At 59.3% G+C, this 21,206-nt stretch carries 19 protein-coding genes and 1 pseudogene; 4 read left to right on the plus strand and 16 right to left on the minus strand.

Annotation, left to right across the window (positions count from 1 at the left end; genetic code table 11):
- Positions 1 to 64: 64 nt before the first annotated feature.
- The 3 genes and pseudogenes from tnpA to RO069_RS06375 all read left to right on the plus strand — a co-directional run bounded on the left by tnpA (position 65) and on the right by RO069_RS06375 (position 3,375).
- Positions 65 to 445 carry an IS66 family insertion sequence element accessory protein TnpA gene (gene tnpA, locus RO069_RS06365; RefSeq protein ID WP_328186063.1) on the plus strand — a complete coding sequence of 127 codons (381 nt, stop codon included), beginning with the start codon at positions 65 to 67 and terminating at the stop codon, positions 443 to 445.
- Positions 435 to 1,457 (plus strand): annotated as a pseudogene (locus RO069_RS06370) (IS110 family transposase). The gene tnpA and the pseudogene RO069_RS06370 overlap by 11 nt, the downstream one beginning before the upstream one ends.
- Positions 1,458 to 2,037: 580 nt before the next feature.
- Positions 2,038 to 3,375: a reverse transcriptase domain-containing protein gene (locus RO069_RS06375; RefSeq protein WP_328186064.1), complete on the plus strand. Its 1,338-nt coding sequence runs from the start codon at positions 2,038 to 2,040 to the stop codon at positions 3,373 to 3,375.
- 10 nt (positions 3,376 to 3,385) lie between these two features.
- Here the strand turns inward: RO069_RS06375 and RO069_RS06380 are convergent, their stop codons facing one another.
- The 16 genes from RO069_RS06380 to urtA all read right to left on the minus strand — a co-directional run bounded on the left by RO069_RS06380 (position 3,386) and on the right by urtA (position 17,682).
- Positions 3,386 to 4,087, minus strand: a complete 702-nt coding sequence (locus RO069_RS06380) for an SLATT domain-containing protein (protein ID WP_328186065.1) — start codon at positions 4,085 to 4,087, stop codon at positions 3,386 to 3,388.
- A gap of 75 nt (positions 4,088 to 4,162) precedes the next feature.
- Positions 4,163 to 4,960 (minus strand): DUF4145 domain-containing protein, encoded by a 798-nt coding sequence (locus RO069_RS06385; RefSeq protein WP_328186067.1) that lies wholly within the window; start codon positions 4,958 to 4,960, stop codon positions 4,163 to 4,165.
- Positions 4,961 to 5,011: 51 nt separating this feature from the next.
- Positions 5,012 to 5,314, minus strand: coding sequence for a nuclease-related domain-containing protein (locus tag RO069_RS06390; protein ID WP_328186068.1), 303 nt, complete (start codon positions 5,312 to 5,314; stop codon positions 5,012 to 5,014).
- A gap of 175 nt (positions 5,315 to 5,489) precedes the next feature.
- The gene (locus RO069_RS06395) at positions 5,490 to 6,071 is read right to left on the minus strand and encodes a HupE/UreJ family protein (RefSeq protein WP_328186069.1); all 582 of its coding nucleotides are present in this window, start codon (positions 6,069 to 6,071) and stop codon (positions 5,490 to 5,492) included.
- 40 nt (positions 6,072 to 6,111) lie between these two features.
- Complete coding sequence (gene ureG, locus RO069_RS06400) at positions 6,112 to 6,750, minus strand: urease accessory protein UreG (RefSeq protein WP_328186070.1); 639 nt, start codon at positions 6,748 to 6,750, stop codon at positions 6,112 to 6,114.
- 205 nt (positions 6,751 to 6,955) lie between these two features.
- Positions 6,956 to 7,663: an urease accessory protein UreF gene (locus RO069_RS06405; RefSeq protein WP_442915344.1), complete on the minus strand. Its 708-nt coding sequence runs from the start codon at positions 7,661 to 7,663 to the stop codon at positions 6,956 to 6,958.
- On the minus strand, positions 7,635 to 8,162 hold the full coding sequence (gene ureE, locus RO069_RS06410) for an urease accessory protein UreE (protein ID WP_328186071.1): 528 nt from the start codon (positions 8,160 to 8,162) through the stop codon (positions 7,635 to 7,637). Before ureE ends, RO069_RS06405 begins: the two co-directional genes overlap by 29 nt.
- A gap of 11 nt (positions 8,163 to 8,173) precedes the next feature.
- A complete protein-coding gene (gene ureC, locus RO069_RS06415; RefSeq protein WP_328186072.1) occupies positions 8,174 to 9,877 on the minus strand; it encodes an urease subunit alpha in 1,704 nt (567 codons plus the stop codon).
- Between the two features lie 191 nt (positions 9,878 to 10,068).
- Positions 10,069 to 10,374 (minus strand): urease subunit beta, encoded by a 306-nt coding sequence (locus RO069_RS06420; RefSeq protein WP_328186074.1) that lies wholly within the window; start codon positions 10,372 to 10,374, stop codon positions 10,069 to 10,071.
- A 10-nt stretch (positions 10,375 to 10,384) separates the two neighbouring features.
- A complete protein-coding gene (gene ureA, locus RO069_RS06425; RefSeq protein ID WP_328186076.1) occupies positions 10,385 to 10,687 on the minus strand; it encodes an urease subunit gamma in 303 nt (100 codons plus the stop codon).
- A 452-nt stretch (positions 10,688 to 11,139) separates the two neighbouring features.
- A complete protein-coding gene (locus RO069_RS06430; RefSeq protein ID WP_328186078.1) occupies positions 11,140 to 12,036 on the minus strand; it encodes an urease accessory protein UreD in 897 nt (298 codons plus the stop codon).
- Complete coding sequence (gene urtE, locus RO069_RS06435; RefSeq protein WP_328186080.1) at positions 12,033 to 12,731, minus strand: urea ABC transporter ATP-binding subunit UrtE; 699 nt, start codon at positions 12,729 to 12,731, stop codon at positions 12,033 to 12,035. The genes RO069_RS06430 and urtE overlap by 4 nt, the downstream gene beginning before the upstream one ends.
- On the minus strand, positions 12,731 to 13,555 hold the full coding sequence (gene urtD / locus RO069_RS06440; protein ID WP_328186081.1) for an urea ABC transporter ATP-binding protein UrtD: 825 nt from the start codon (positions 13,553 to 13,555) through the stop codon (positions 12,731 to 12,733). Before urtD ends, urtE begins: the two co-directional genes overlap by 1 nt.
- Positions 13,552 to 14,679, minus strand: a complete 1,128-nt coding sequence (gene urtC, locus RO069_RS06445; protein ID WP_442915345.1) for an urea ABC transporter permease subunit UrtC — start codon at positions 14,677 to 14,679, stop codon at positions 13,552 to 13,554. The genes urtD and urtC overlap by 4 nt, the downstream gene beginning before the upstream one ends.
- Positions 14,680 to 14,749: 70 nt before the next feature.
- The gene (gene urtB / locus RO069_RS06450; RefSeq protein ID WP_328186083.1) at positions 14,750 to 16,351 is read right to left on the minus strand and encodes an urea ABC transporter permease subunit UrtB; all 1,602 of its coding nucleotides are present in this window, start codon (positions 16,349 to 16,351) and stop codon (positions 14,750 to 14,752) included.
- An 83-nt stretch (positions 16,352 to 16,434) separates the two neighbouring features.
- Positions 16,435 to 17,682: an urea ABC transporter substrate-binding protein gene (gene urtA, locus RO069_RS06455; RefSeq protein ID WP_328186207.1), complete on the minus strand. Its 1,248-nt coding sequence runs from the start codon at positions 17,680 to 17,682 to the stop codon at positions 16,435 to 16,437.
- Between the two features lie 716 nt (positions 17,683 to 18,398).
- Here urtA and RO069_RS06460 point away from each other — a divergent pair.
- Positions 18,399 to 21,206 (plus strand): monovalent cation/H+ antiporter subunit A, encoded by a 2,808-nt coding sequence (locus RO069_RS06460; RefSeq protein ID WP_328186085.1) that lies wholly within the window; start codon positions 18,399 to 18,401, stop codon positions 21,204 to 21,206.

Here is a 21,206-nt window from a genome sequence, read left to right on the forward strand (position 1 = left end):
TTCTGCCACCCCGCTGAGATTCGCCCTACAGTAACCTCACATTTTCCAACACGAGGTTACCCCTATGAGAAAGCACCGCACACCCGAGCAGTGGCAGGCCCTGGTCAATCAGCAGCGTTACAGTGGTCTGTCAGCGCCACAATTTTGCAAACAGGAAGGCATTGACTATGCCAGCTTCTGCAACTGGCGCAAGCGCCTGTCGGACCGATCGAAGGATGGGGCGGCAGGTTCCGATGAACCCGGTTTTCTGGATCTCTCGTCACTGATGGGCAAGCCGTCCTCTTCCGGTCTCCGCTGGAACATTGTGTTGAGCCTTGGCAACTGCGGACCTCTAGCAGTGTCTGATGAGATGGACGCCTCCCCTCTCGACACGGCGTCGCGATGCGCCAAACTTGTGGTGTCATACCCAGTCACTCGAAAGAGGAGGCGTCACAATGCAAGTTAAACTGATAGGTATTGATCTGGCAAAAAACGTCTTTCAGATCTGTGGCGTAAAACAGGCCGGCAAGGTGGTCTTCAACCGCCAACGTACCCGGGAGAAGCTTCTGGCGGAGTTGCGTAAGTATCCAGAAACACCCGTGGTGATGGAGGCTTGCTACAGCGCACACTACTGGGGGCGCACCCTCCGGGAAATAGGCCACCCGGTCCAATTGATTCCGCCCCAGCACGTCAAACCCTTTCTACGAGTCAACAAAACGGATGCCTGCGATGCACGTGCGATCTGCGAAGCGTCTCAACGTCCGGAGATTCACTTCGTTCCGGTGAAATCCGTTGAGCAGCAAGACCTACAGCTGCTCCAGCGCCTACGTAGTAGACACATCCGAAATCGCACGGCACTGGCCAACCAAATCCGTAGCATTGCCGCGGAATACGGTCTGGTATTCTCACCCTCGTTGAGACAGTTGCGCACCCAACTCCCCCGCACTCTGGAGGACGCGGAAAATCAACTGACCCATGTAGCCCGAGAAATGATTGCTGCGATGGCAGACGACCTCCGTGTGCTGGACCGGAAAATCGAGTACCTCACGCAGCGTCTGACCCAACAGGCTGGGCATTCCCCGGAATGGAAGCGCTTACAGAGTGTGCCCGGTATCGGCCCGATCGTAGCGGCAGCTTTACTTGCTGCCGTAGGCTCAGGGAAACAATTCCGGTGCGGACGCGATTTCTCCGCCTGGCTTGGTCTGGTGCCTCGCCAGCACAGCTCAGGGACGACGAAACGATTGTTGGGAATCAGTAAAAACGGGGACCGTGAACTGAGGGCGCTGTTAATTCACGGGGCCAGAGCGATCATGAGACGAGCGAAACACCGTGACGATCCCTTAGCCCGTTGGCTACTTGCCCTTATTAAGAAGCGACGGGGGCATAGGCCATCGTCGCCCTGGCCAACGAAAGCGTGAGAATCGCCTGGCGTGATTCGGTACGACGAGACATTCGACGTTCACAAGGCTGTCACCTGACAGCGAAACCCACAACCAGGATCCAGAACTCACCGGGTTACACCAGCCAACGGATGAAGCAACCGGTTACCCGGCCTTGGCAAGAGCCTGAACATTGGACAAGTCGCGTCGCAGCACGAGTGCCTGTATAGGCTGCCGGGGTCGGATCTCATCAAGGCGCGGGGCGCGTTGCCAAGACGCCCCAGACACGACGCCGGATATATGTCCGTGAACCACTCGCTTCATCGACAGGCAAACTTGACGTCGGGGAAGCGTCCATCTATGTCCACAAAAAGATTCAGCGTGGCATTTAAATTTTGGTCATGTTACCGTTGATGCCACTCTAGGGCACTCCGCATAGCGGAACACCCATCTCTGCCCGAGCGTAGATGGGAGACACTAATACAGAAGTGAAATTTCACTTTTTCGACAATGTCGAAAAGCTTGCACTACGCAGGCGCTAAGCGTCCAAACTAACGTGCCCTAGAGTACTTCAAAACTTAATTTCGCTCTTACGCCAAAGCACTTAAAAAGCGATTAATTCCACCCATGGAATAGCATTCCAACCCTACTTCACAACCAAAACCAAACAATCCTCGTTATGAACACGATAAAAAAAGACTTTGAAAATTCGTTTTCAAAAGAAAACCTTTTACTAATATATAACGAAGAAATTTCAGGAAGTAGATCTACTGGCGTTGATAACATTTCAACTAAAACTTTCGAGACCGACCTAGAGAATAATATAATCGCCGCTCGAAATAGGGTGCTCAACGGAAAATATCAATTTACAAGATACAAGCAAAAATTGATAAGCAAAGGCGAGAACAAGACCCCGCGAGAAGTTTGCATTCCAACAATCCGGGACAGACTAATACTGAAGGCCCTAAACCAATTTCTTCAGAAAAGGCTATCTGATAAGATAGAACAGCCTTTGCCTCAGTCAATCACAAAAAAGATAAAAGCTTCGATAAATGACAACCCGTACGACTGGGTCGTAAAACTTGATGTTGCGGATTTTTATCCTAGCATAAGACATGAAATATTGAACCGAAACCTTCGAAAATTCATCAGGCACGGGCCAGCACTACGCCTGATAGAAAAAGCCATCGAACAAAGCACGAAAAAATCTAGAAAGAATGAGTTAGGTATACCTCAAGGCCTACCAATATCCAACATCTTAGCCGCATTATACCTACGAAACGTAGATAAACACTTTCAGGAAAAAGATAATTTTTTTTACCAAAGATACGTCGATGACGTTTTGATTCTTTGCAGTAGCAAAGACGCTCAGGATATAAGCGAAAATGTAATAAAGCGCTGCAAGAACATTGGACTACAAGTCTATGATCCTCAAAAGAGACCGGATAAGTCTTTAAGCGTCCCTATAACGAATGAGTTTTCATATTTGGGTTATCGCTATAATCCGACAGAAAACCTTAAAGCGCTGGCCACCACAAGCAAAGCCTCTAAACAAAAATTGATCGATTCTCTGGTAGGTTTATTTACCGCTTATCAGAATTCGAAAAGAAAATCGCTAGGCCTTCTACAATGGAAGGTCAACTTAAGAATAACGGGGTGCATATCAGAAAACAAAGGTCGAGGCTGGTTATTTTTCTTTTCAGAAATTGATGATCAGAAAACGTTATTTCATCTAGACAATATTGTGAAATCTTTGTGCAATCATTTCAATGTAAGCATTGAACTGAAAAGATTCGCACGAGCGTGGCATGAGATAAATCACAATAGATGGAGAAATAAGTACTTTCCAAATTTTGATAAATATGACGTTAACGAAATGGCTTTAATAGTTGCCACACACCAAGGCGTAAAACCTGAAGACCTTGACATTAGCGATGAAGAGATAAAGGCAACGTTCTGGACTATCGTACGCAAAGAAATTAGAGAAATGGACGCTGATATCCAGCCCTTTAGCTAAACGATAGAACTTACGTCTCTATTGCGTCGCCATTTAGATATACCGGAAAATAATTAGTGACGCCTATCATGTCAGCAATGAACACCACTTCAATTGCTAAAAGCAAAAAAGGGAGCAAAAAAGGCACCAATCTCTGGAAGTGTGCTAATAAATAAATTTTCAACCTGACAAGCCCAGTGTAAAAATAGTCGCGCTCCATTTCCAAGGTAGCGAGTTGATAATCACTCCTAGTATGATTTTCCGTATCTGTTGTAATATCTGAGTACTTTTCTTGGTAAGAACTCAGATCAGCTTCAGTTAATTGTGCCTTCACTTCTCGATCTTTATCAATCGATCGAATCAGCTCTTTCAGCTTATCTCCACACTCCGTGAGCGTTTCAGCTCTAACGTCATATCTAGCGGTCCCGATAACTACCGAGTACACAAGCACCGAAACGGCGAGAAAAATCTGCATCATGTTAAGAACGTCTGGCTCAAATGCCAAATTTACACCCGAAGTTTGCACCAAAGGAACAAAAATCAAACCCAATGACAGAACCGTTGTAGTAAAGAACGCGAACTTTCCTTGCCATTGGAGACGAACCGCGGCATTGTATCTACACTTTGCAGTTACCCTCATACTCATTTGAAGTTTTTCCGCAGCGTCTTTGACAGGTCTCTCTCGCTCTCCTAACGAGAAAATCCAACTAAGAAATGATCTCAAATAACTCATAAAGTTCCTATAAAAATTGACAGGAAACGGAATGTGGAAAACACCAAAAACCTTTCAAGTAATTCCCGGCATGGGTTAACTATTTCCGAATGATGAAGTCATCTTCTCAGATAGACTTCTAACTCGCGATCTAGTCTTTGATCTCAAGAAGAGTTCGTCTAGAACATAATCTACAATCTCGTAAGAATCTATCAGATCGATTTTCGAAACACTACCAGAGTGGCTTCCCTCATTACCGACAAACCTTATCGCATGTAAAATGCCTTTTAATTCTGGATAATGTTTTTCAAAAAACTCGATCCTATGGTACAAATTTACTTTTTTCCCTTTAGAGTTAACTTTTGCAACCTTTAGGTTATCCAGAAGCAACTCAATAGCACGTCTTACTATATTTGCCGCCGAAGCTGGATCTGAGAATAACAGCGAAAACGATTTCAACAAAAGCTTTCTTACATCTTCTGGATATTGCTCGTTTAAAGTAAAGACAGGGAGGCTTGGAGAAAAGTACTCAGGATACAATCTCGCCGGGTGATCGGGGCCTCCTTGAGAAGTCTTCTTATATATCTCTGCTCGCCCACTAAAGCACACATTATCACCACAGCTGCTACAATCCAAAAAACCAACAAATCTCGACTGAATCCATGACGACTTTTCTATAGCGGTAGATAAAACGCCCAGAAATCCGAGAAATACATTATCTTCAAAATTGTCCATTTTGAAGCTATCGGGATCAAACTGCCTTTTCGACGTTTTAAACTTTATACTTTTGAAGTCAAGACGAAGAGCTTCCTTACCACAAAATGGGCATGGCCACGTTGGCAAAGAGGTAATTGAATAAGGGGCTGATCGCTTCCAAAGATCAGTATTTATCATATCTTAACCTTTTAACAAATAGCAAATCACCCATTAGCCGAAAGCGCCAATTTACATCTTGACTGTCGATAAACGTACAATCTGCAAACTGTTACCGGTCTCCACCACAAAAACCCCATACGGAGACACAATCAGATGATCAATCTGGGTCGTCCCATCCTCAGTGGGCAGGGTCACATTGCGTATCAGATGGTAGGTCTTGCGGTCGAGCAGGAAGTGAGCCGACAGGTTAACGATGGCCTCACCCACCCAGCCCTTGAATCGGGCGGACCTGAGCACAGCAACCAGCAGAAAGAGGGGAACGAGGAACCAGAGGTGTTCCAACAGCGGCTGCAGTACGACGGTCAAGTCCATTTTCTCGTCCAGGTCGGGATTGTTACTTATAGTTCACTCCACTCTAGAACATGTCGCCAGGCCTGTCTGAAAAAAATTGTAAAACGGCAATCAATTTACAGCTTTAGCACCACAAAAAACCCGCCCCAGCAAAGCCAGGACGGGCCAAAACCTCAAAACCGGTTTTCCCAGGCGATCACCCCACCATCAGGTAACCACCCACAGCAGCAAGACCAGCGCCCACACCACGGGCAACCCGGTTGTCAGCCTTCATCAGCAGCGCGCCAAGGCCACGACCAGCAAAGGTAATGCCGAGAGTGGCAATGGAGAACCCGGCCAGGTAAGCCGCCAGCATGGCGCCCGAAGGCATTTCCGTACCGTGGGCATAGCCGTGGAACACCATAAAGGCCATCACCAGGGACGCGCCTACAGCCGTAGGCAGTTTGGCCATGGCGGCAATCAGGATGCCGGCGACGATGACTGACAGGACGATGCCAGTCTCAACGCCCGGCAGGGCGATACCGGCGAACGCCAGGCCGGCGCCCAGGATCATGCCGCCTACCACGAACAGCGGAGTAGCGTTTTTCATGATGTTGCCCTGGCGCACGCTCCAGAAGCCGATGGCGGCCATGGCCAGCAGGTGGTCCAGACCCAGCAGTGGATGCAGCAGGCCGCTGGTGAAGCCGCTGGTGCCGTGGTCGTGGCCCGGGTGGGCGACGGCAGCGGTGGCGGTCAGCAGCAGGGCGGCGGTGGTGAGCAGTTTGGTGGTCAGTTTCATGGTTTACTCCTGGTTATCTGAATTCGTGTCCCGGTTTGGCTTATGCGCTTTCGGCCTGTTTGTTGGGTCTTCTTTCCGGCAGCATGCCTTTCTCGAGAATGAAGCTGATGATTTCTTCCAGCCCTACCCCGTCGTACAGGTTGGTGAAGACGAAGGGGCGTTCGCCGCGCATTTTCTTGCTGTCGCGATCCATGACGTCGAGGGAGGCGTGGACCTGTTCGGCGATGTCGATTTTGTTGATGATCAGCAGGTCGGATTTGGTGATGCCGGGGCCGCCTTTGCGGGGGATTTTGTCGCCGGCGGAGACGTCGATGACGTAGAGGGTCAGGTCGCTCAGTTCGGGGCTGAAGGTGGCGCTGAGGTTGTCGCCGCCGGATTCGACCAGGACGAGTTCCAGGTCCGGGTGGCGGCTCTGGAGGTCGTCGATGGCGGCGAGGTTCATGGAGGCGTCCTCGCGGATGGCGGTGTGGGGGCAGCCGCCGGTTTCCACGCCCAGGATGCGGTCGGCTGACAGGGCCTCGTGTTTTAGGAGGAAGTCGGCGTCTTCTCTGGTGTAGATGTCGTTGGTGACGACGGCGATGTTGTAGTGGTCTCGTAGGGCTAGGCACAGCTGGCGCAGCAGTGCGGTTTTGCCGGAGCCTACCGGGCCCCCTACTCCAACTCTCAAACAATGTTTCATTGTGATGCTCCTAATTCGGTGTTCGTTGTTTGGGATTCGGGGGCTGCTTTTCGAGCTCCGGGCGGGCTGCGACCCGATATCCCTTTCCGGGACACGCCGTGAATCCGTCCATGGAGGCTCTTCAAAAACGTCCTTGTTTTTGAAGGTCCCGGAAAGGGATCTCGGCCCACAGCCTTCGGACTTTGGTGCAGCCCTCCTTCATTGCCTAACTCCGGAATAGCCGGGAGTACTGTGTTTCGTGTAAGGCACTGGCCAGGGCCAGGCCCGGTAATATGGGCCCCAGTTCGTCGTCGGTTCTTGCCAGGGCATTGTCGACGGCGTCCACCAGTTGTGGCCGTAGTTGTTCGGTCAGGCGCTGGGCCGCTGTGTGGCCGAGCGGTAGGGCCTTGCAGGCGACCGCGAGCTGGTTTTCCAGCCAGGACCAGGCGAAGCCGAGCAGGGTCTGGCGGACCGGGACATTGCGTGTGTGGGCGCACCAGGCGAACAGGGTGACGTAGCCCGGGGTGGCCGGTAGCAGGTCCCGTTCCGGGGCCAGGTCCAGGTTGCGCAGCAGGGTGAGCAGCGCGGTGCCCAGGCGGGTGTCTTCGTCTACCAGTTCGGCGGTTTCCCGGGTGGCGTGCAGCCATTGATTCCAGTGGTTAATGGTCGCCACGTCTCCTTCGGCCCAGGCCTGTTGCAGTCGGGTCAGCAGGGGCAGTTCGCAGCGGCTGAGGCCGTCGTCGAGGACGCCTTCCAGCCAGTCTCCCAGTTCTGCCTCGTTGTTGACCCAGCCCAGTTCGAAGGCGCTTTCCAGGCCCTGGGACCAGGCGAAGGCGCCGATGGGCAGGGCCGGGCTGACCAGTTGCATCAGGCCCAGCAGGGCCAGGTCGGCCTGTGGGTCGGTGTCAGTGCGCATGGCTATGGCCGTGTTCATGGCTGTGGTCGTGGTTATGGCCGTGACTGTGTCCATGGTTGTGGCCGTCGCGGCCGGCTTTGTCGTAGGCGCCGGGTTCGGGGTCGAAGGGGGCCTGGTGGTGTTCCAGTTTGGCGCCCAGGCGTTCGGCCAGTTCTTCCAGCACGTGGTCCGGCGGGAAGCGAACCCAGCCTTTGCCGTCGCCCTCGACGCCGATGGCCAGTTGCACGTGGCGGTTGCCCAGGTGGTAGCAGAGCTTGGCCAGGGGCAGGCCCGCGTCGATGTGAGCGGTTACTACCGGCTCGTCGGCTGCTTTTATGCGGATGATTTCGCCGGTGTCGGCTTGCAGGCAGTCGCCGCTGCGCAGCACCGGGCCGCGGTCGAGGAACAGGCCGACGTCGTGGCCGGTGTCGGTGGTGGCCCGTAGGCGGCCGCGGATGCGCAGTTCCAGCGGCAGCGTGAGGGTGTCGTGGATTTCCGCCTGTTCCATGGGTTCGATGCGTTGTGTCAGTTCCAGCATTGGGTCATTCCTCAGAACAGGTGGTAGCGCTGGGCCAGCGGCAGTTCGGTGGCGGGCTCGCAGGTGAGCAGTTCGCCATCGGCGTGCACTTCGTAGGTTTGTGGGTCCACGGTCAGGTGCGGGCAGGCGTCGTTGAGTTTGAGGTCGCCCTTGCGCACGGTGCGGACGTTTTTGCAGGCAGAGAGCATGCTGCGCAGGCCCAGTTCCTTGCCGATACCCGCGTCCAGCGCGGCCTGGCTGACGAAGCTGAGCCGGGTCTGGCTGGCTGCACGGCCGAAGGCGCCGAACATGGGGCGGTAGTGGACCGGCTGCGGTGTAGGGATGGAGGCGTTGGGGTCGCCCATGGGTGCCGCTGCGATCATGCCGCCCTTGATGATGGTGGACGGCTTGGTGCCGAAGAACGCCGGTTTCCACAGTACCAGGTCCGCCAGTTTGCCCACTTCAATGGAGCCCACGTCGTGGGCGATGCCGTGGGTGATGGCGGGGTTGATGGTGTACTTGGCGATGTAGCGTTTGGCGCGGAAGTTGTCGGCGCCCCGCTCTTCATCTTCCGGCAGCAGGCCGCGCTGGGTTTTCATTTTGTGGGCGGTCTGCCACGTGCGGCACACCACTTCGCCCACGCGGCCCATGGCCTGGGAGTCGGAGGCGATCATGGAGATCACGCCCATGTCCTGGAGGATATCCTCGGCGGCGATGGTCTCGCGGCGGATGCGGCTGTCGGCGAAGGCCACGTCTTCCGGGATGTTGGGGTCCAGGTGGTGGCAGACCATGAGCATGTCCAGGTGCTCGTCGATGGTGTTCACGGTGTAGGGCCGCGTGGGGTTGGTGGAGGACGGTAGTACGTAGTCCTTGGCGCATGCGGTGATGATGTCCGGGGCGTGGCCGCCGCCCGCACCTTCGGTGTGGTAGGTGTGGATGCAGCGTTCCTTGAAGGCGGCCAGGGTGTCTTCCACGAAGCCGGACTCGTTGAGGGTGTCGGTGTGGATGGCCACCTGCACGTCGAACTTGTCGGCCACGGTCAGGCAGTTGTCGATGGACGCCGGGGTGGTGCCCCAGTCTTCGTGGAGTTTGAGGCCCATGGCGCCATAGCGGATCTGTTGTTCCAGGGATTCCGGCAGGCTGGCGTTGCCCTTGCCGAGGAAGCCGATGTTCATGGGCATGTCGTCGACGGCCTGGAGCATTTTGCCGATGTGCCAGGGGCCCGGGGTGCAGGTGGTGGCGTTGGTGCCGGTGGCCGGGCCGGTGCCGCCGCCGAGCATGGTGGTGATGCCGCTCATGAGGGCTTCGTCGATCTGCTGGGGGCAGATGAAGTGGATGTGGGCGTCGATGCCGCCGGCGGTGAGGATTTTGCCTTCACCGGCGATAACTTCGGTGCCGGGGCCGATGACGATCTGGACGTCGGGTTGGGTGTCGGGGTTGCCGGCTTTGCCGATGGCGGCGATTCTGCCCTGCTGGATGCCGACGTCGGCTTTGACGATGCCCCACCAGTCGAGTATCAGGGCGTTGGTGATGACGGTGTCCATGACGGTGTCGTCGGCCCGTTGGCTTTGGCCCATGCCGTCGCGGATGACTTTGCCGCCGCCGAATTTGACTTCGTCGCCGTAGTGGGTGGCGTCGCTTTCCACTTCGATCCACAGTTCGGTGTCGCCCAGGCGGACTCGGTCCCCGGTGGTGGGGCCGTACATGTCGGCGTAGGCCTGTCTACTGATTTTCATGTTGTTGCCTCGCTTTCTGGATTCTGGTGCCTGGAGCCGATGGGCTCATAACTCAGGTGCAAGAGCCAATCGGGTATCGCTTTCCGGGACACGCCGTGAATCCGTCCGTGGAGGCTCTTCGAAAACGTCCCTGTTTTCGAAGGTCCCGGAAAGCGATCCCCGATCGTCTCCCCAGGCCTTGGTTGCTGTCCTCAGAGTTTTCCCATCACGTCGCCGCGAAAACCGTAAATTTCTCTGCCGCCGGTGAACGGTATTAAGGTCACTTCCCTCGTCTGGCCGGGTTCGAACCGGATGGCGGTGCCGGCGGCTACGTCGAGGCGATAACCTTTGGCCTTGTCGCGGTCGAACCGGAGCGCCGGGTTGGTTTCGGCGAAGTGGTAGTGGGAGCCGACCTGGATGGGGCGGTCGCCGGTGTTGGCCACTTCGACGGTGATGCGTTCGCGGCCGGCGCAGAGTTCGATGTCGCCGTTCTGGATGTGGTATTCGCCGGGAATCATCGCTCTCTCCTTACACAATCGGGTTGTGGACGGTGACCAGTTTGGTGCCGTCCGGGAAGGTGGCTTCTACCTGGACTTCGTCCACCATTTCCGCCACACCATCCATGACGTCGTCACGGGTGAGCACTTCGCGGCCGGCGCTCATCATGTCGGCGACGCTGCGGCCTTCCCGGGCGCCTTCCATGATTTCGGCGCTGATGAGGGCGACGGCCTCCGGGTAGTTGAGTTTCAGGCCTTTGGCTTTGCGTCGTTCCGCCAGCAGGGCGGCGGTGAAGAGCAGTAGCTTGTCTTTGTCTCTGGGTGTCAGTTCCATCGTTTTGCTCCGATGTGTTCAATGTTCTTTGTTTACTCCCTCTCCCCTGGAGGGAGAGGGTTGGGGAGAGGGGGGAGAGTCCCGCTCCGGAGTTCGCTATCTTGGGCACCTTCGGCGCCTCCCCCTCTCCCCGGCCCTCTCCCTCGTTGGGGAGAGGGAGTGTTTACTCGTCTCTCGGCTCTGCCTCGCCTTGATCCCAGGCTTGCGGCCTTCTTGCTCCCTTTCCCCTGGAGGGGTGAAGGCGGTTAAAGCGAAGCATCGCTTCGCCCGCCTGAACGCCCTTTGCCTCTGGCAAAGGGCCGGGGCGCGGAGCGGGGTTGGGGAGAGGGGGGAGACTCCCACTCCGGAGTTAGCTATCTTGGGCGCCTTCGGCGCCTCCCCCTCTCCCTGGCCCTCTCCCTCGTTGGGGAGAGGGGATGGTGTTTCAGACGCTCTGCCAGGCCCGCTAGCTGCTATGTCAGCCAGATTCTGGGTACATGGGCCGGCTGGCCGGTCAGTCGTGGTCTCAGTATTTCCCAGGCCTGTTGGCAGATGGCCCAGGCTTCGTTGCGTTCGTTGCCCAGGTAGCGCAGCAGAAGCACACCGCCGCGCCGGGTTGCTGCCCAGCGGGGGTTGTCCGGGAGTTCTGCGCGCAGTTGTTCAATGGCGTTCGCCTCGTCTTCCAGCCCTACGGTCCACAGGGTGGCCTGGACGGTGTGGCCGCCCTGGCCCCATTTGCCTTTGAAGCGGCGGTGTTTGGGGTCGAGGGTCTGGCGTTCCTGCCAGACGGGGACGCCGTCGCGGGTCAGGTGGAAGCGTTGTTCCAGTTGGCCGGTGGCGAAGGGCAGTTCGCTGGCCGGGCGGCCGAGGGCGAGGATTTCCCAGCCGATGCACTGGCTGCGGCTGCCCATGTCAATGGTTGTGGTCTGGGTGCCCCGGGAGCCGTCGAAGGCGAGGGTTTCCTGGGGCAGGTATTCCAGGGTGCCGCCGTCTTTCACCGTCAGCCTTGTGTGCTGGGCCCAGGCGACGCCGTTGCGGTCGGCTTTGTAGAGTTTTGCCGCCGCCGGGGTGGTCAGCAGGGTGTGGGCGCCGGTGCCGACGGTGGCGTTGATCTGCAGCGCATCTCCGCTGACCAGTCCGCCCGGGGGATGCAGCAGGTAGACGTGGCAGCAACCGTGGCGGCCTTCCGGGTAGAAGGGGCGCTGTACCCGCAGCGGGCCACTATGGCGCGCTGTGGCCATGCGGGTGACCGGGCGGCCGTCCTGTTGCCGGCCTTCGAAGCCCAGGGTCAGGCTGGCGGCCCAGCGGCGGCCCTGGTCGAATCGGTGGCCGGAGTCGGCCTGTTCTGGCATCGGCTGGTAGATGGTCATACCGTCAGGTATTGCTTGATGAGTTCGTCGGACAGCTCGCCGATCTCGCCTTCGGCCATGCGGCGGCCCCGGTCGAGGATGGCGAAGCGGTCGGCGTATTTGCGGGCGAAGGGCAGTTTCTGCTCCACCAGCAGGACGGTCAGGCCATCCTCTTTGATCAGCCGGCGGATGACTTCGCCGATCTGGGCGACGATGTTGGGCTGGATGCCTTCCCCCGGTTCGTCCAGGATCAGCAGCCGTGGTTCGATGACCAGGGCGCGGCCGATGGCCAGTTGCTGTTGCTGGCCGCCGGATAGGTCGCCGCCGCGGCGGTTTTTCATTTCCTTGAGCACCGGGAACAGTTCGTAGATGCGCTCGGGGATGGCTTTCTGGCCGTCACCCCGGGCGGCGAGGCCGGTGCGCAGGTTTTCTTCCACGGTGAGCAGCGGAAAGATCTGCCGGCCCTGGGGCACGTAGCCGATGCCCAGGCGGGCCCGCTGTTCCAGCGGTTGCTTGATGAGGTCCAGTTCATCGGCAAAGCGGATGCTGCCGTTTTCCACCTTCTCCTCGCCCATGATGCATTTCATCAGGGTGGTCTTGCCCACGCCGTTGCGGCCCATCACGCAGGTGCACTGGCCCTGTGGCACGTCCAGGTCCAGGTCCCACAGGGTGTGGCTTTCGCCGTAGTACTGGTTGAGTTTCTCGATCTGCAGCATCAGGCTTCCTCCCCCAGGTAGACCTTGATCACTTCCGGGTCGTTGGAGACCTGGTCCATGGTGCCTTCCGCCAGCACGCTGCCCTGGTGCAGTACGGTGACCTTGCGGGCGATGGAGCGGACGAAGCCCATGTCGTGTTCCACCACCACCACGGACTGTTTGCCCGCCAGGCTGGTGAGCAGGTCGGCGGTGCGTTCCATTTCCTGTTCGGTCATGCCGGCGACCGGCTCGTCCACCAGCAGCAGGCGCGGGCGCTGCATCAGCAGCATGCCGATCTCCAGCCACTGTTTCTGGCCATGGGAGAGGATGCCGGCGAGCTGGTTGCGCAGGTCCTGCAGGTGGATGGTTTCCAGCACTTCGTCGATGCGCTCCCGGTGTTCCGGTTTCATGGTGGCGGTGAGTGTGGGGAATACCCGCTTGTCCGCCGCCATGGCCAGTTCCAGGTTTTCGAACACGGTCAGGGCCTCGAACACCGTGGGCTTCTGGAACTTGCGGCCGATGCCCAGGCTGGCGATGTCCGGCTCGTTCATGTGCAGCAGGTTGTGGCGACTGCCGAACCAGACCGAGCCGGTGTCCGGGGCGGTCTTGCCGGTGATGATGTCCATCATGGTGGTCTTGCCGGCGCCGTTGGGCCCGATAATACAGCGCAGCTCGCCGTCGTCGATGGTCAGGTTGAGGTTGTTGATGGCCTTGAAGCCGTCAAAGCTGACGTTGACGTCTTCCATGTACAGGATCGGGCCGTGGCGCACGTCCACCGGGGAATCGGTGGGCGTGAGGAAGGTGAAGACCTGATCCCGGTTGGCCAGTTCACTCATGATGCTCATGCGGTGGCCTCCGCCGTGGAATCGTTGGAAGGGGTGTCGTCAGCCTTGCGCCGGCGCTTTTTCAGTAGCCCGGCGATGCCCTGGGGCAGGAACACGGTGACCAGTACAAACAGCGCGCCCAGGGCAAACAGCCAGGCGTCCGGCATGATGCCGGTGAACACGGTCTTGGCGTAGTTCACCAGGATGGCGCCGATCACCGCGCCGTAGAGGGTGGCGCGACCGCCCAGGGCGACCCACACCACGATCTCGATGGAGAACAGGGGCGAGAACTCGCTGGGGTTGATGATGCCCACCTGGGGCACGTAGAGCGCGCCGGCGACGCCCGCCAGCATGGCGGAGACCACGAACACGAACAGTTGCACCCGTTCCACCCGGTAGCCCAGGAAGCGGGTACGAGCCTCGGCGTCGCGGCAGGCCACGCTGACCCGGCCCAGCTTGCTGGTGACGATGCCCCGGCACACCAGGTAGCCGATGGCCAGGGCGATGCCGGTGGCGATAAACAGCCCCAGCCGTGTGGCGTCGGTACGCAGGTTAAAGCCAAGGATGTCGCGGAAGTCGGTGAGGCCGTTGTTACCGCCGAAGCCCATCTCGTTACGGAAGAACGCCAGCATCAGCGCAAAAGTCAGGGCCTGGGTGATGATGGACAGGTACACCCCGGTCACCCGGGAGCGGAACGCCAGCCAGCCGAACACCAGGGCCAGTGCCCCCGGCACCAGCAGCACCATGGCGAAGGCGAACCAGGCCATGTCGAAGCCATGCCAGTACCAGGGCAGCTCCTGCCAGTTCAGGAACACCATGAAGTCCGGCAGGATGGGGTCGCCGTAGGTGCCCCGGTCGCCGATCTGGCGCATCAGGTACATGCCCATGGCGTAGCCGCCGAGGGCGAAGAAGGCACCATGGCCCAGGCTGAGGATACCCAGGTAGCCCCACACCAGGTCCACGGCCACCGCCAGCAGGGCGTAGCACAGGTACTTGCCCAGCAGGGTGACGGTGTAGGCGCTGACGTGCAGCGCGTGCCCTTCCGGCAGGGCCAGGTGCAGCACGCTGACGACCATCAGTGCCATGAAGAGAATGCCCAGGAACAACTGTGTAGAGCGTTCCTGCAGAGGTCTGGTTAGCCACATATCAGGGTGCCCCTTCTGACTGATTTCTTGATCCAATGCGGATTAACGGCGTTAGTGAGTCGGGACACGTCTATGCCTCCGCCGCGCGGCCTTTCTGAGGGAACAATCCCTTCGGCCGTTTCTGGATAAACAGGATGATGAACACCAGCACGATGATCTTGGCCAGGACGGCGCCCGCCCAGGGTTCGAGCAGCTGGTTGATGGTGCCCAGTGACAGGCCCGCCACCAGGGTGCCCCAGAGGTTACCCACGCCGCCGAACACCACCACCATGAACGAGTCGATGATGTAGTTCTGGCCCAGGTTGGGGCCCACGTTGGTGAGCTGGGACAGGGCCACGCCCGCCAGCCCGGCCACGCCGGAGCCCAGGGCGAAGGTCATGATGTCCACGCGGGTGGCCTTGATGCCCATGGAACGGGCCATGGCCCGGTTCTGGGTGACGGCCCGCACTTCCAGCCCCAGGCGGGTGCGTCGCATGATCAGCATCAGCGCGGCGAATACCACCAGGGCGAAGGCCAGCACGTACAGGCGGTTGAGGGTCAGCGACAGGGCGTCGTTGATCACCAGCGAGCCGCTCATCCATTCCGGGCTGACCACGGTGCGGTTCTGGGGCGAGATCACGGTCCGCACCAGTTGCTGCAGGATCAGACTGATGCCGAAGGTGGCCAGCAGGGTTTCCAGGGGGCGCCCCTTGAGGAACTGGATAACGCTGCGCTCGATGGCGATACCCGCCAGCGCCGCCACCAGGAAGCCGGCGGGAATGGACAGGATCAGCGCCAGGCCGGGCTGGCCCGGCAGCAGTTGCTGCATGCCCCAGGTGGTGTAGGCACCCAGCATAATGAGTTCGCCGTGGGCCATGTTGATCACGCCCATCACGCCGAAGGTGATGGCCAGGCCGATGGCGGCGAGGACAAGGACGGAACCCAGGGACAGGCCGAAGTAGAGGGTTTCGGCAGCCTTGTTCATCTTGAGTTTCTGTTCGATGGAGCCCAGGGCTTTTTCCGCCGGGGCCCTGAGTGCGGGATCTTCCGAGGCGACGGCGCTGTTGAGCGCGGCCCGGGCGCGGGGGTGCAGGCTGCCGGCCAGCACGTCGACCGCTGCCACACTGCCCTGCTCTTCCACCTGGTAGATGGCGACGGCCTGTTCCAGGCGGTTGCGGATGTCGGCGTTCGGTTCCTCGTCAATGCGGGCGGTGACGTCGTCCACGATAGCGTCATCCACCTTGCCCAGCAGGTCCAGGGCGGCGGCTTCACGGACATCCAGGTTGCTGTCGTACAGGTCCATCATCGCCATGACGCCTTCCAGCTGACGGCGAATGGCGTTGTTGACGGCGATCCGGTCCAGGCCCCGACGGGACATTTCCCCCAGGTTCTCGCCGGTCACGGCGTCGGCCACTTCCCAGTCACGGCCACGGTTGTTGAGTACGATCACGATCTGGCCGGTGTCTTCCACCCGGCTCAGGCGGTTGTTGCCGTAGGCGTCGAGCCAGTCCCGGGCCCGCTCATGGCCACTGGTGGCGATGGTCTTGATGACGGATTCCGTCTCGCGGGGGGAGGCATCGGCCAGTTGCTCCAGCAGCGCCTCGGCGGAGGTGTCCTGCTGGGCCGTGGCAGTGGCCGCCGGCAGGGTCAGCAGGACGATAAGGAGGAGTGTGAGCCATCGGGGGATGCTCATGGTGTCTTCCTGTCTGGTGTCTGGGTGAATGGAAGGTCGGGGAAGGTAGGCCGGGGCGGCACGCCACCCCGACCGGATACTGCTTACTCGGCAGCCATGGCCTGCTCACCGGCAGACGCACCGCAATTGCCTTCCTTCACGTTGTAGTTGCCGCAGCGCATGGGGGCGCGCCAGTCGGCAATCAGGTCACGGGAACCGGGCAGGAAGTCGGACCAAGCGTCACCGGCGACGGTGGCCGGGGTCTCCCAGACAATGGAGAACTGGCCGTTGTCCTGGATCTCACCGATCAGCACCGGCTTGGTGATGTGGTGGTTCGGCATCATGGTGGCGTAGCCGCCGGTCAGGTTGGGCACGGTGACACCGATGATGGCGTCCTTGACCGCGTCCACGTCGGTGGTTTCCGCTTTTTCAACCGCCTTCACCCACATGTTGAAGCCGATGTAGTGGGCTTCCATGGGATCGTTGGTCACTGCTTCCTCGTCGCCGGTGTACTCGATCCACTGGTCGATGAAGTCGTAGTTGGCGTCGGAATCCACGCTCATGAAGTAGTTCCAGGCGGCCAGGTGGCCCACCAGCGGGCCGGTGTCGATACCGGACAGTTCCTGCTCACCCACGGAGAAGGCAACCACCGGGATATCGGTGGCGTCGATGCCCTGGTTGCCCAGCTCGCGGTAGAAGGGCACGTTGGCGTCACCGTTGATGGTGGATACCACGGCGGTCTTCTTGCCGGCGGAACCGAAGGTCTTGATGTCGGAGACGATGTTCTGCCAGTCGGAGTGGCCGAACGGGGTGTAGTTGATCATGATGTCTTCGGCGGCCACACCACTGTCCTTGAGGTAGGTCTCCAGGATCTTGTTGGTGGTGCGCGGGTAGACGTAGTCGGTGCCCGCCAGTACCCAGCGCTCGACGCCGAGTTCGTTCATCAGGTAGTCCACCGCCGGAATCGCCTGCTGGTTGGGGGCGGCGCCAGTGTAGAAGACGTTCTCGGACGATTCCTCACCTTCATACTGTACCGGGTAGAACAGCAGGCCGTTCAGTTCCTCGACCACCGGCAGTACGGATTTCCGGGAAACGGAGGTCCAGTTGCCGAAGATCACGTCCACTTCTTCCTGGGCCAGCAGCTCGCGGGCCTTCTCCGCGAACAGCGGCCAGTTGGAGGCCGGATCGACCACCACCGCCTCCAGCTCGCGGCCCAGCAGGCCGCCGTTGGCGTTCTGCTCTTCGATCAGCATTTCCACGGTGTCTTTCAGGACGGTCTCACTGATGGCCATGGTGCCGGACAGGGAGTGCAGGATGCCTACTTTGATGGTGTCTTCCTGGGCATGGACCATAGAAGCGCCGGCGCTTAGTGCTGCCGCCGCCACAACGCTGGCCAGTTGTTTCTTGAATGTTGTCACGTGCATATCCTCGCTTTCTCAGTTGTTTGTGCGCTTCTTTGGCGCGGGGCGAATATCGTGCGTTCGCCTTGTGCACTGAGAATTGCAAGCGGTGTGCCATACTGAGGCCTGCATTTTTTATTGTTACATTTCAATCAATTACAGAAGACGGGCCGATCATCGGAAAATCAGGGGTTTCAGATTTGGTGCATTGCGCCCGAAAGATCGCACCGCCATGAAGCACAAAACAACCACAGAGCCCATACTTGGTGCGCTTGATTATCCGGCGCCCCAAATCGACGCAGGGCATGCCCCGGTCACTATCCGCTCTCCCTATGATGACGATAGATGCCCCGATAACTTGACCTGTGTCAGGCGCCACGTATGATCTGATCCGTGCATCTATAAGGAGTCTCAATGATTCTTCAGCCCCGTTCTGCCCAATACCGGCCAATGCCAGGCATGAACCCGGCCCTGTCGCACGTGCCTGCTATACACCTCAGCGGCCGCCTGCCCTATTTTCCCGACCCACCCACTGGTCGGCGGTAAGCCTGTTGGTGCCATGGCACCATGCCTGCAATACTGACGCCGGGGCATCGTAGGGACATGACGGAGCAGCGCGGCTGCCGCGCCCCGACAATAAATCAGAAGAACGGAATAACGAGGTTGCGATGACACTGTCGCTGGTGGTGTTACTACCCTTTCTCGGGGCCATAGCCGCGCCCCTGTTCGCCCAGGCCGGGCGAACGGCCATTGCCATAGCCTCCTCGGTGCCGGCACTACTGGCACTGGCCACCCTGTTCCCCATGTGGAGCACGCTGGCTGAGGGTGGCACCGTTGTGCAGACCCTGGAGTGGCTGCCACAGCTGGGGATCAACCTCAGCTTCCGGCTGGATGGGCTGTCGCTGATGTTCGCGCTGCTGATCCTGGTGATCGGCCTGCTGATCATCCTCTACGCCCGCTACTACCTGAAGCCGCAGGAGAACGTCGGCAAGTTCTACGCCATGCTGCTGTGCTTCAAGGGCTCGATGCTGGGCATTGTGCTGTCCAGCAACCTGCTGCTGATGATGGTGTTCTGGGAGCTGACGAGCCTGACCTCGTTCCTGCTGATCAGTTTCTGGAACCAGAAGCAGGACGCCCGCCGTGGCGCCCGCATGGCCCTGGCGATCACCGGCGGTGGCGGGCTGGCACTGCTGGCCGGCATCCTGCTGATCGGCCGCATTGTCGGCTCCTTCGAGCTGGACGACGTGCTGGCCGCCGGCGACCAGATCAAGGCCCATGCCCTCTACCCCTACGCCCTGACGCTGGTGCTGCTGGGGGCCTTTACCAAGTCCGCCCAGTTCCCGTTCCATTTCTGGCTGCCCCACGCCATGCAGGCACCCACGCCGGTGTCCGCCTACCTGCACTCCGCCACCATGGTGAAGGCGGGCATCTTCCTGATGGCGCGGCTGTACCCGGCGCTGGCGGGCACCGAACAGTGGTTCTACATGGTGACCTTCACCGGTATGGTCACCCTGCTGATCGGCGCCTATGTGGCGCTGTTCAAGCATGACCTGAAGGGCCTGCTGGCCCACTCCACGGTCAGCCACCTGGGCCTGATCACCCTGCTGCTGGGCATGGGCACGGAACTGGCGGCGGTGGCGGCGCTGTTTCATATCATCAACCACGCCACCTTCAAGGCCTCCCTGTTCATGGCCGCCGGTATCATCGACCATGAGACCGGCAGCCGTGATATGCGGCAGATCAACGGCCTGTGGAAGTACATGCCCCATACGGCGACGCTGGCGATGGTGGCGGCGGCCTCCATGGCGGGGGTACCGCTGCTGAACGGGTTCCTGTCCAAGGAGATGTTCTTCGCCGAGGCCCTGAGCCTGAACCTGCCCGGTATCTGGGCGTGGATTCCGCCCATCGTGGCCACCCTGGCGGGCATCTTCGCGGTGGCCTACTCGGCCCGTTTTATCCACGATGTGTTCTTTAATGGTGCGCCCCGCAACCTGCCCATCTTCCCGCCCCACGAGCCGCCCCGTTACATGAAGATTCCGGTGGAGATCCTGGTGGTGGCCTGTGTGCTGGTGGGGCTGTTCCCGGCGTTCTCGGTGGGCCCGCTGCTCTATGCCGCCGCCTCGGCCACCCTGGGCGGTCAGGTGCCGGACTATGGTCTGGCGGTATGGCACGGGTTCAACCTGCCGCTGATGATGAGCTTTGCGGCGTTCATCGGTGGCCTGGTGATGTACCACTACCGTCAGAAGTTCTTTGATTTCCACGACCGCTTCCGGGAGATCGACGAGAAAGCGGTGTTCGAGGCCGCCGTGTCCTGGCTGGTGGACCGGGCCCGCACCCTGACAGTGGTACTGGAGAACGGCTCGCTGCAGCGCTACGCCATGCTGCTGGTGGTCAGCGCGGTGGTGGTGGCCATCGTGCCGCTGGCGGGCATGAACCTGATCGGCAGCAACGGCCTGACCCCCATCGACGCGCCAACCGCCGTCGGTGCCGCCATCCTGATCTTCTGCACCTTCGCCACGGTCTATATCCGGCGGGAGCGGCTGACGTCGCTGATCATGCTGAGCGTGGTGGGGCTGTTCGTGTCCCTGACCTTTGCCCGACTGTCCGCCCCGGACCTGGCCATGACCCAGATCTCGGTGGAGGTGGTGACCATCGTGCTGCTGATGCTGGCGCTGTTCTACCTGCCGTCATGGACACCTTCGGAAGGGTCCACGGCCCGGCACACCCGTGACCTGGTCATTGCGGGCGTGGCGGGCCTGGGCATGGCGGCGGTGACCCTGGCGATGCTGACCAGCCCGTTCAGTTCCATTTCCGACTACTTTATCGAGCACAGCAAACCCGGCGGTGGCGGCACCAACGTGGTGAACGTCATCCTGGTGGACTTCCGGGGCTTCGATACCCTGGGTGAGATTACGGTGCTGGCAATTGCCGCCCTGGGCATCTACGCCATGCTCCGCGGCCGCGAGCTGCAGGCGCCGCCCACCGACGGCCTGGGTCACCCCTGGGCGCTGGACGCCCATCCCACCATGCTGCGGCAGATGTCGCGACCGCTGCTGCCGCTGGCACTGATGGTGTCGGTGTACATCTTCCTGCGCGGGCACAACCTGCCCGGCGGCGGCTTTATCGCCGGCCTGATCACGGCCATTGCCCTGCTGATCCAGTACATTGCCAGCGGCGACAACTGGACCCAGGCGCGGGTGAATGTCCGTTACCACAATATCCTGGCGCTGGGCCTGTTCTTCGCCACCGTCGCCGGCGCCGGCAGCCTGGTGTTCGACTATCCGTTCCTGACCTCCACCTTCACCTATCTCAAGTGGCCGGTGGTGGGCAAGTTCGAGGTGGCCTCGGCACTGGTGTTTGACCTTGGGGTCTACCTGACCGTGGTGGGCGCCACCCTGCTGGCCCTGGTCAGTCTCGGCAAACTGACCCCCGCCGGCCGGCCCATGACCCGAACCGAAGCACGGGAGGAGTCGTAA

The sequence above is a fragment of the Marinobacter sp. OP 3.4 genome, assembly GCF_036224885.1.
GTDB lineage: Bacteria > Pseudomonadota > Gammaproteobacteria > Pseudomonadales > Oleiphilaceae > Marinobacter.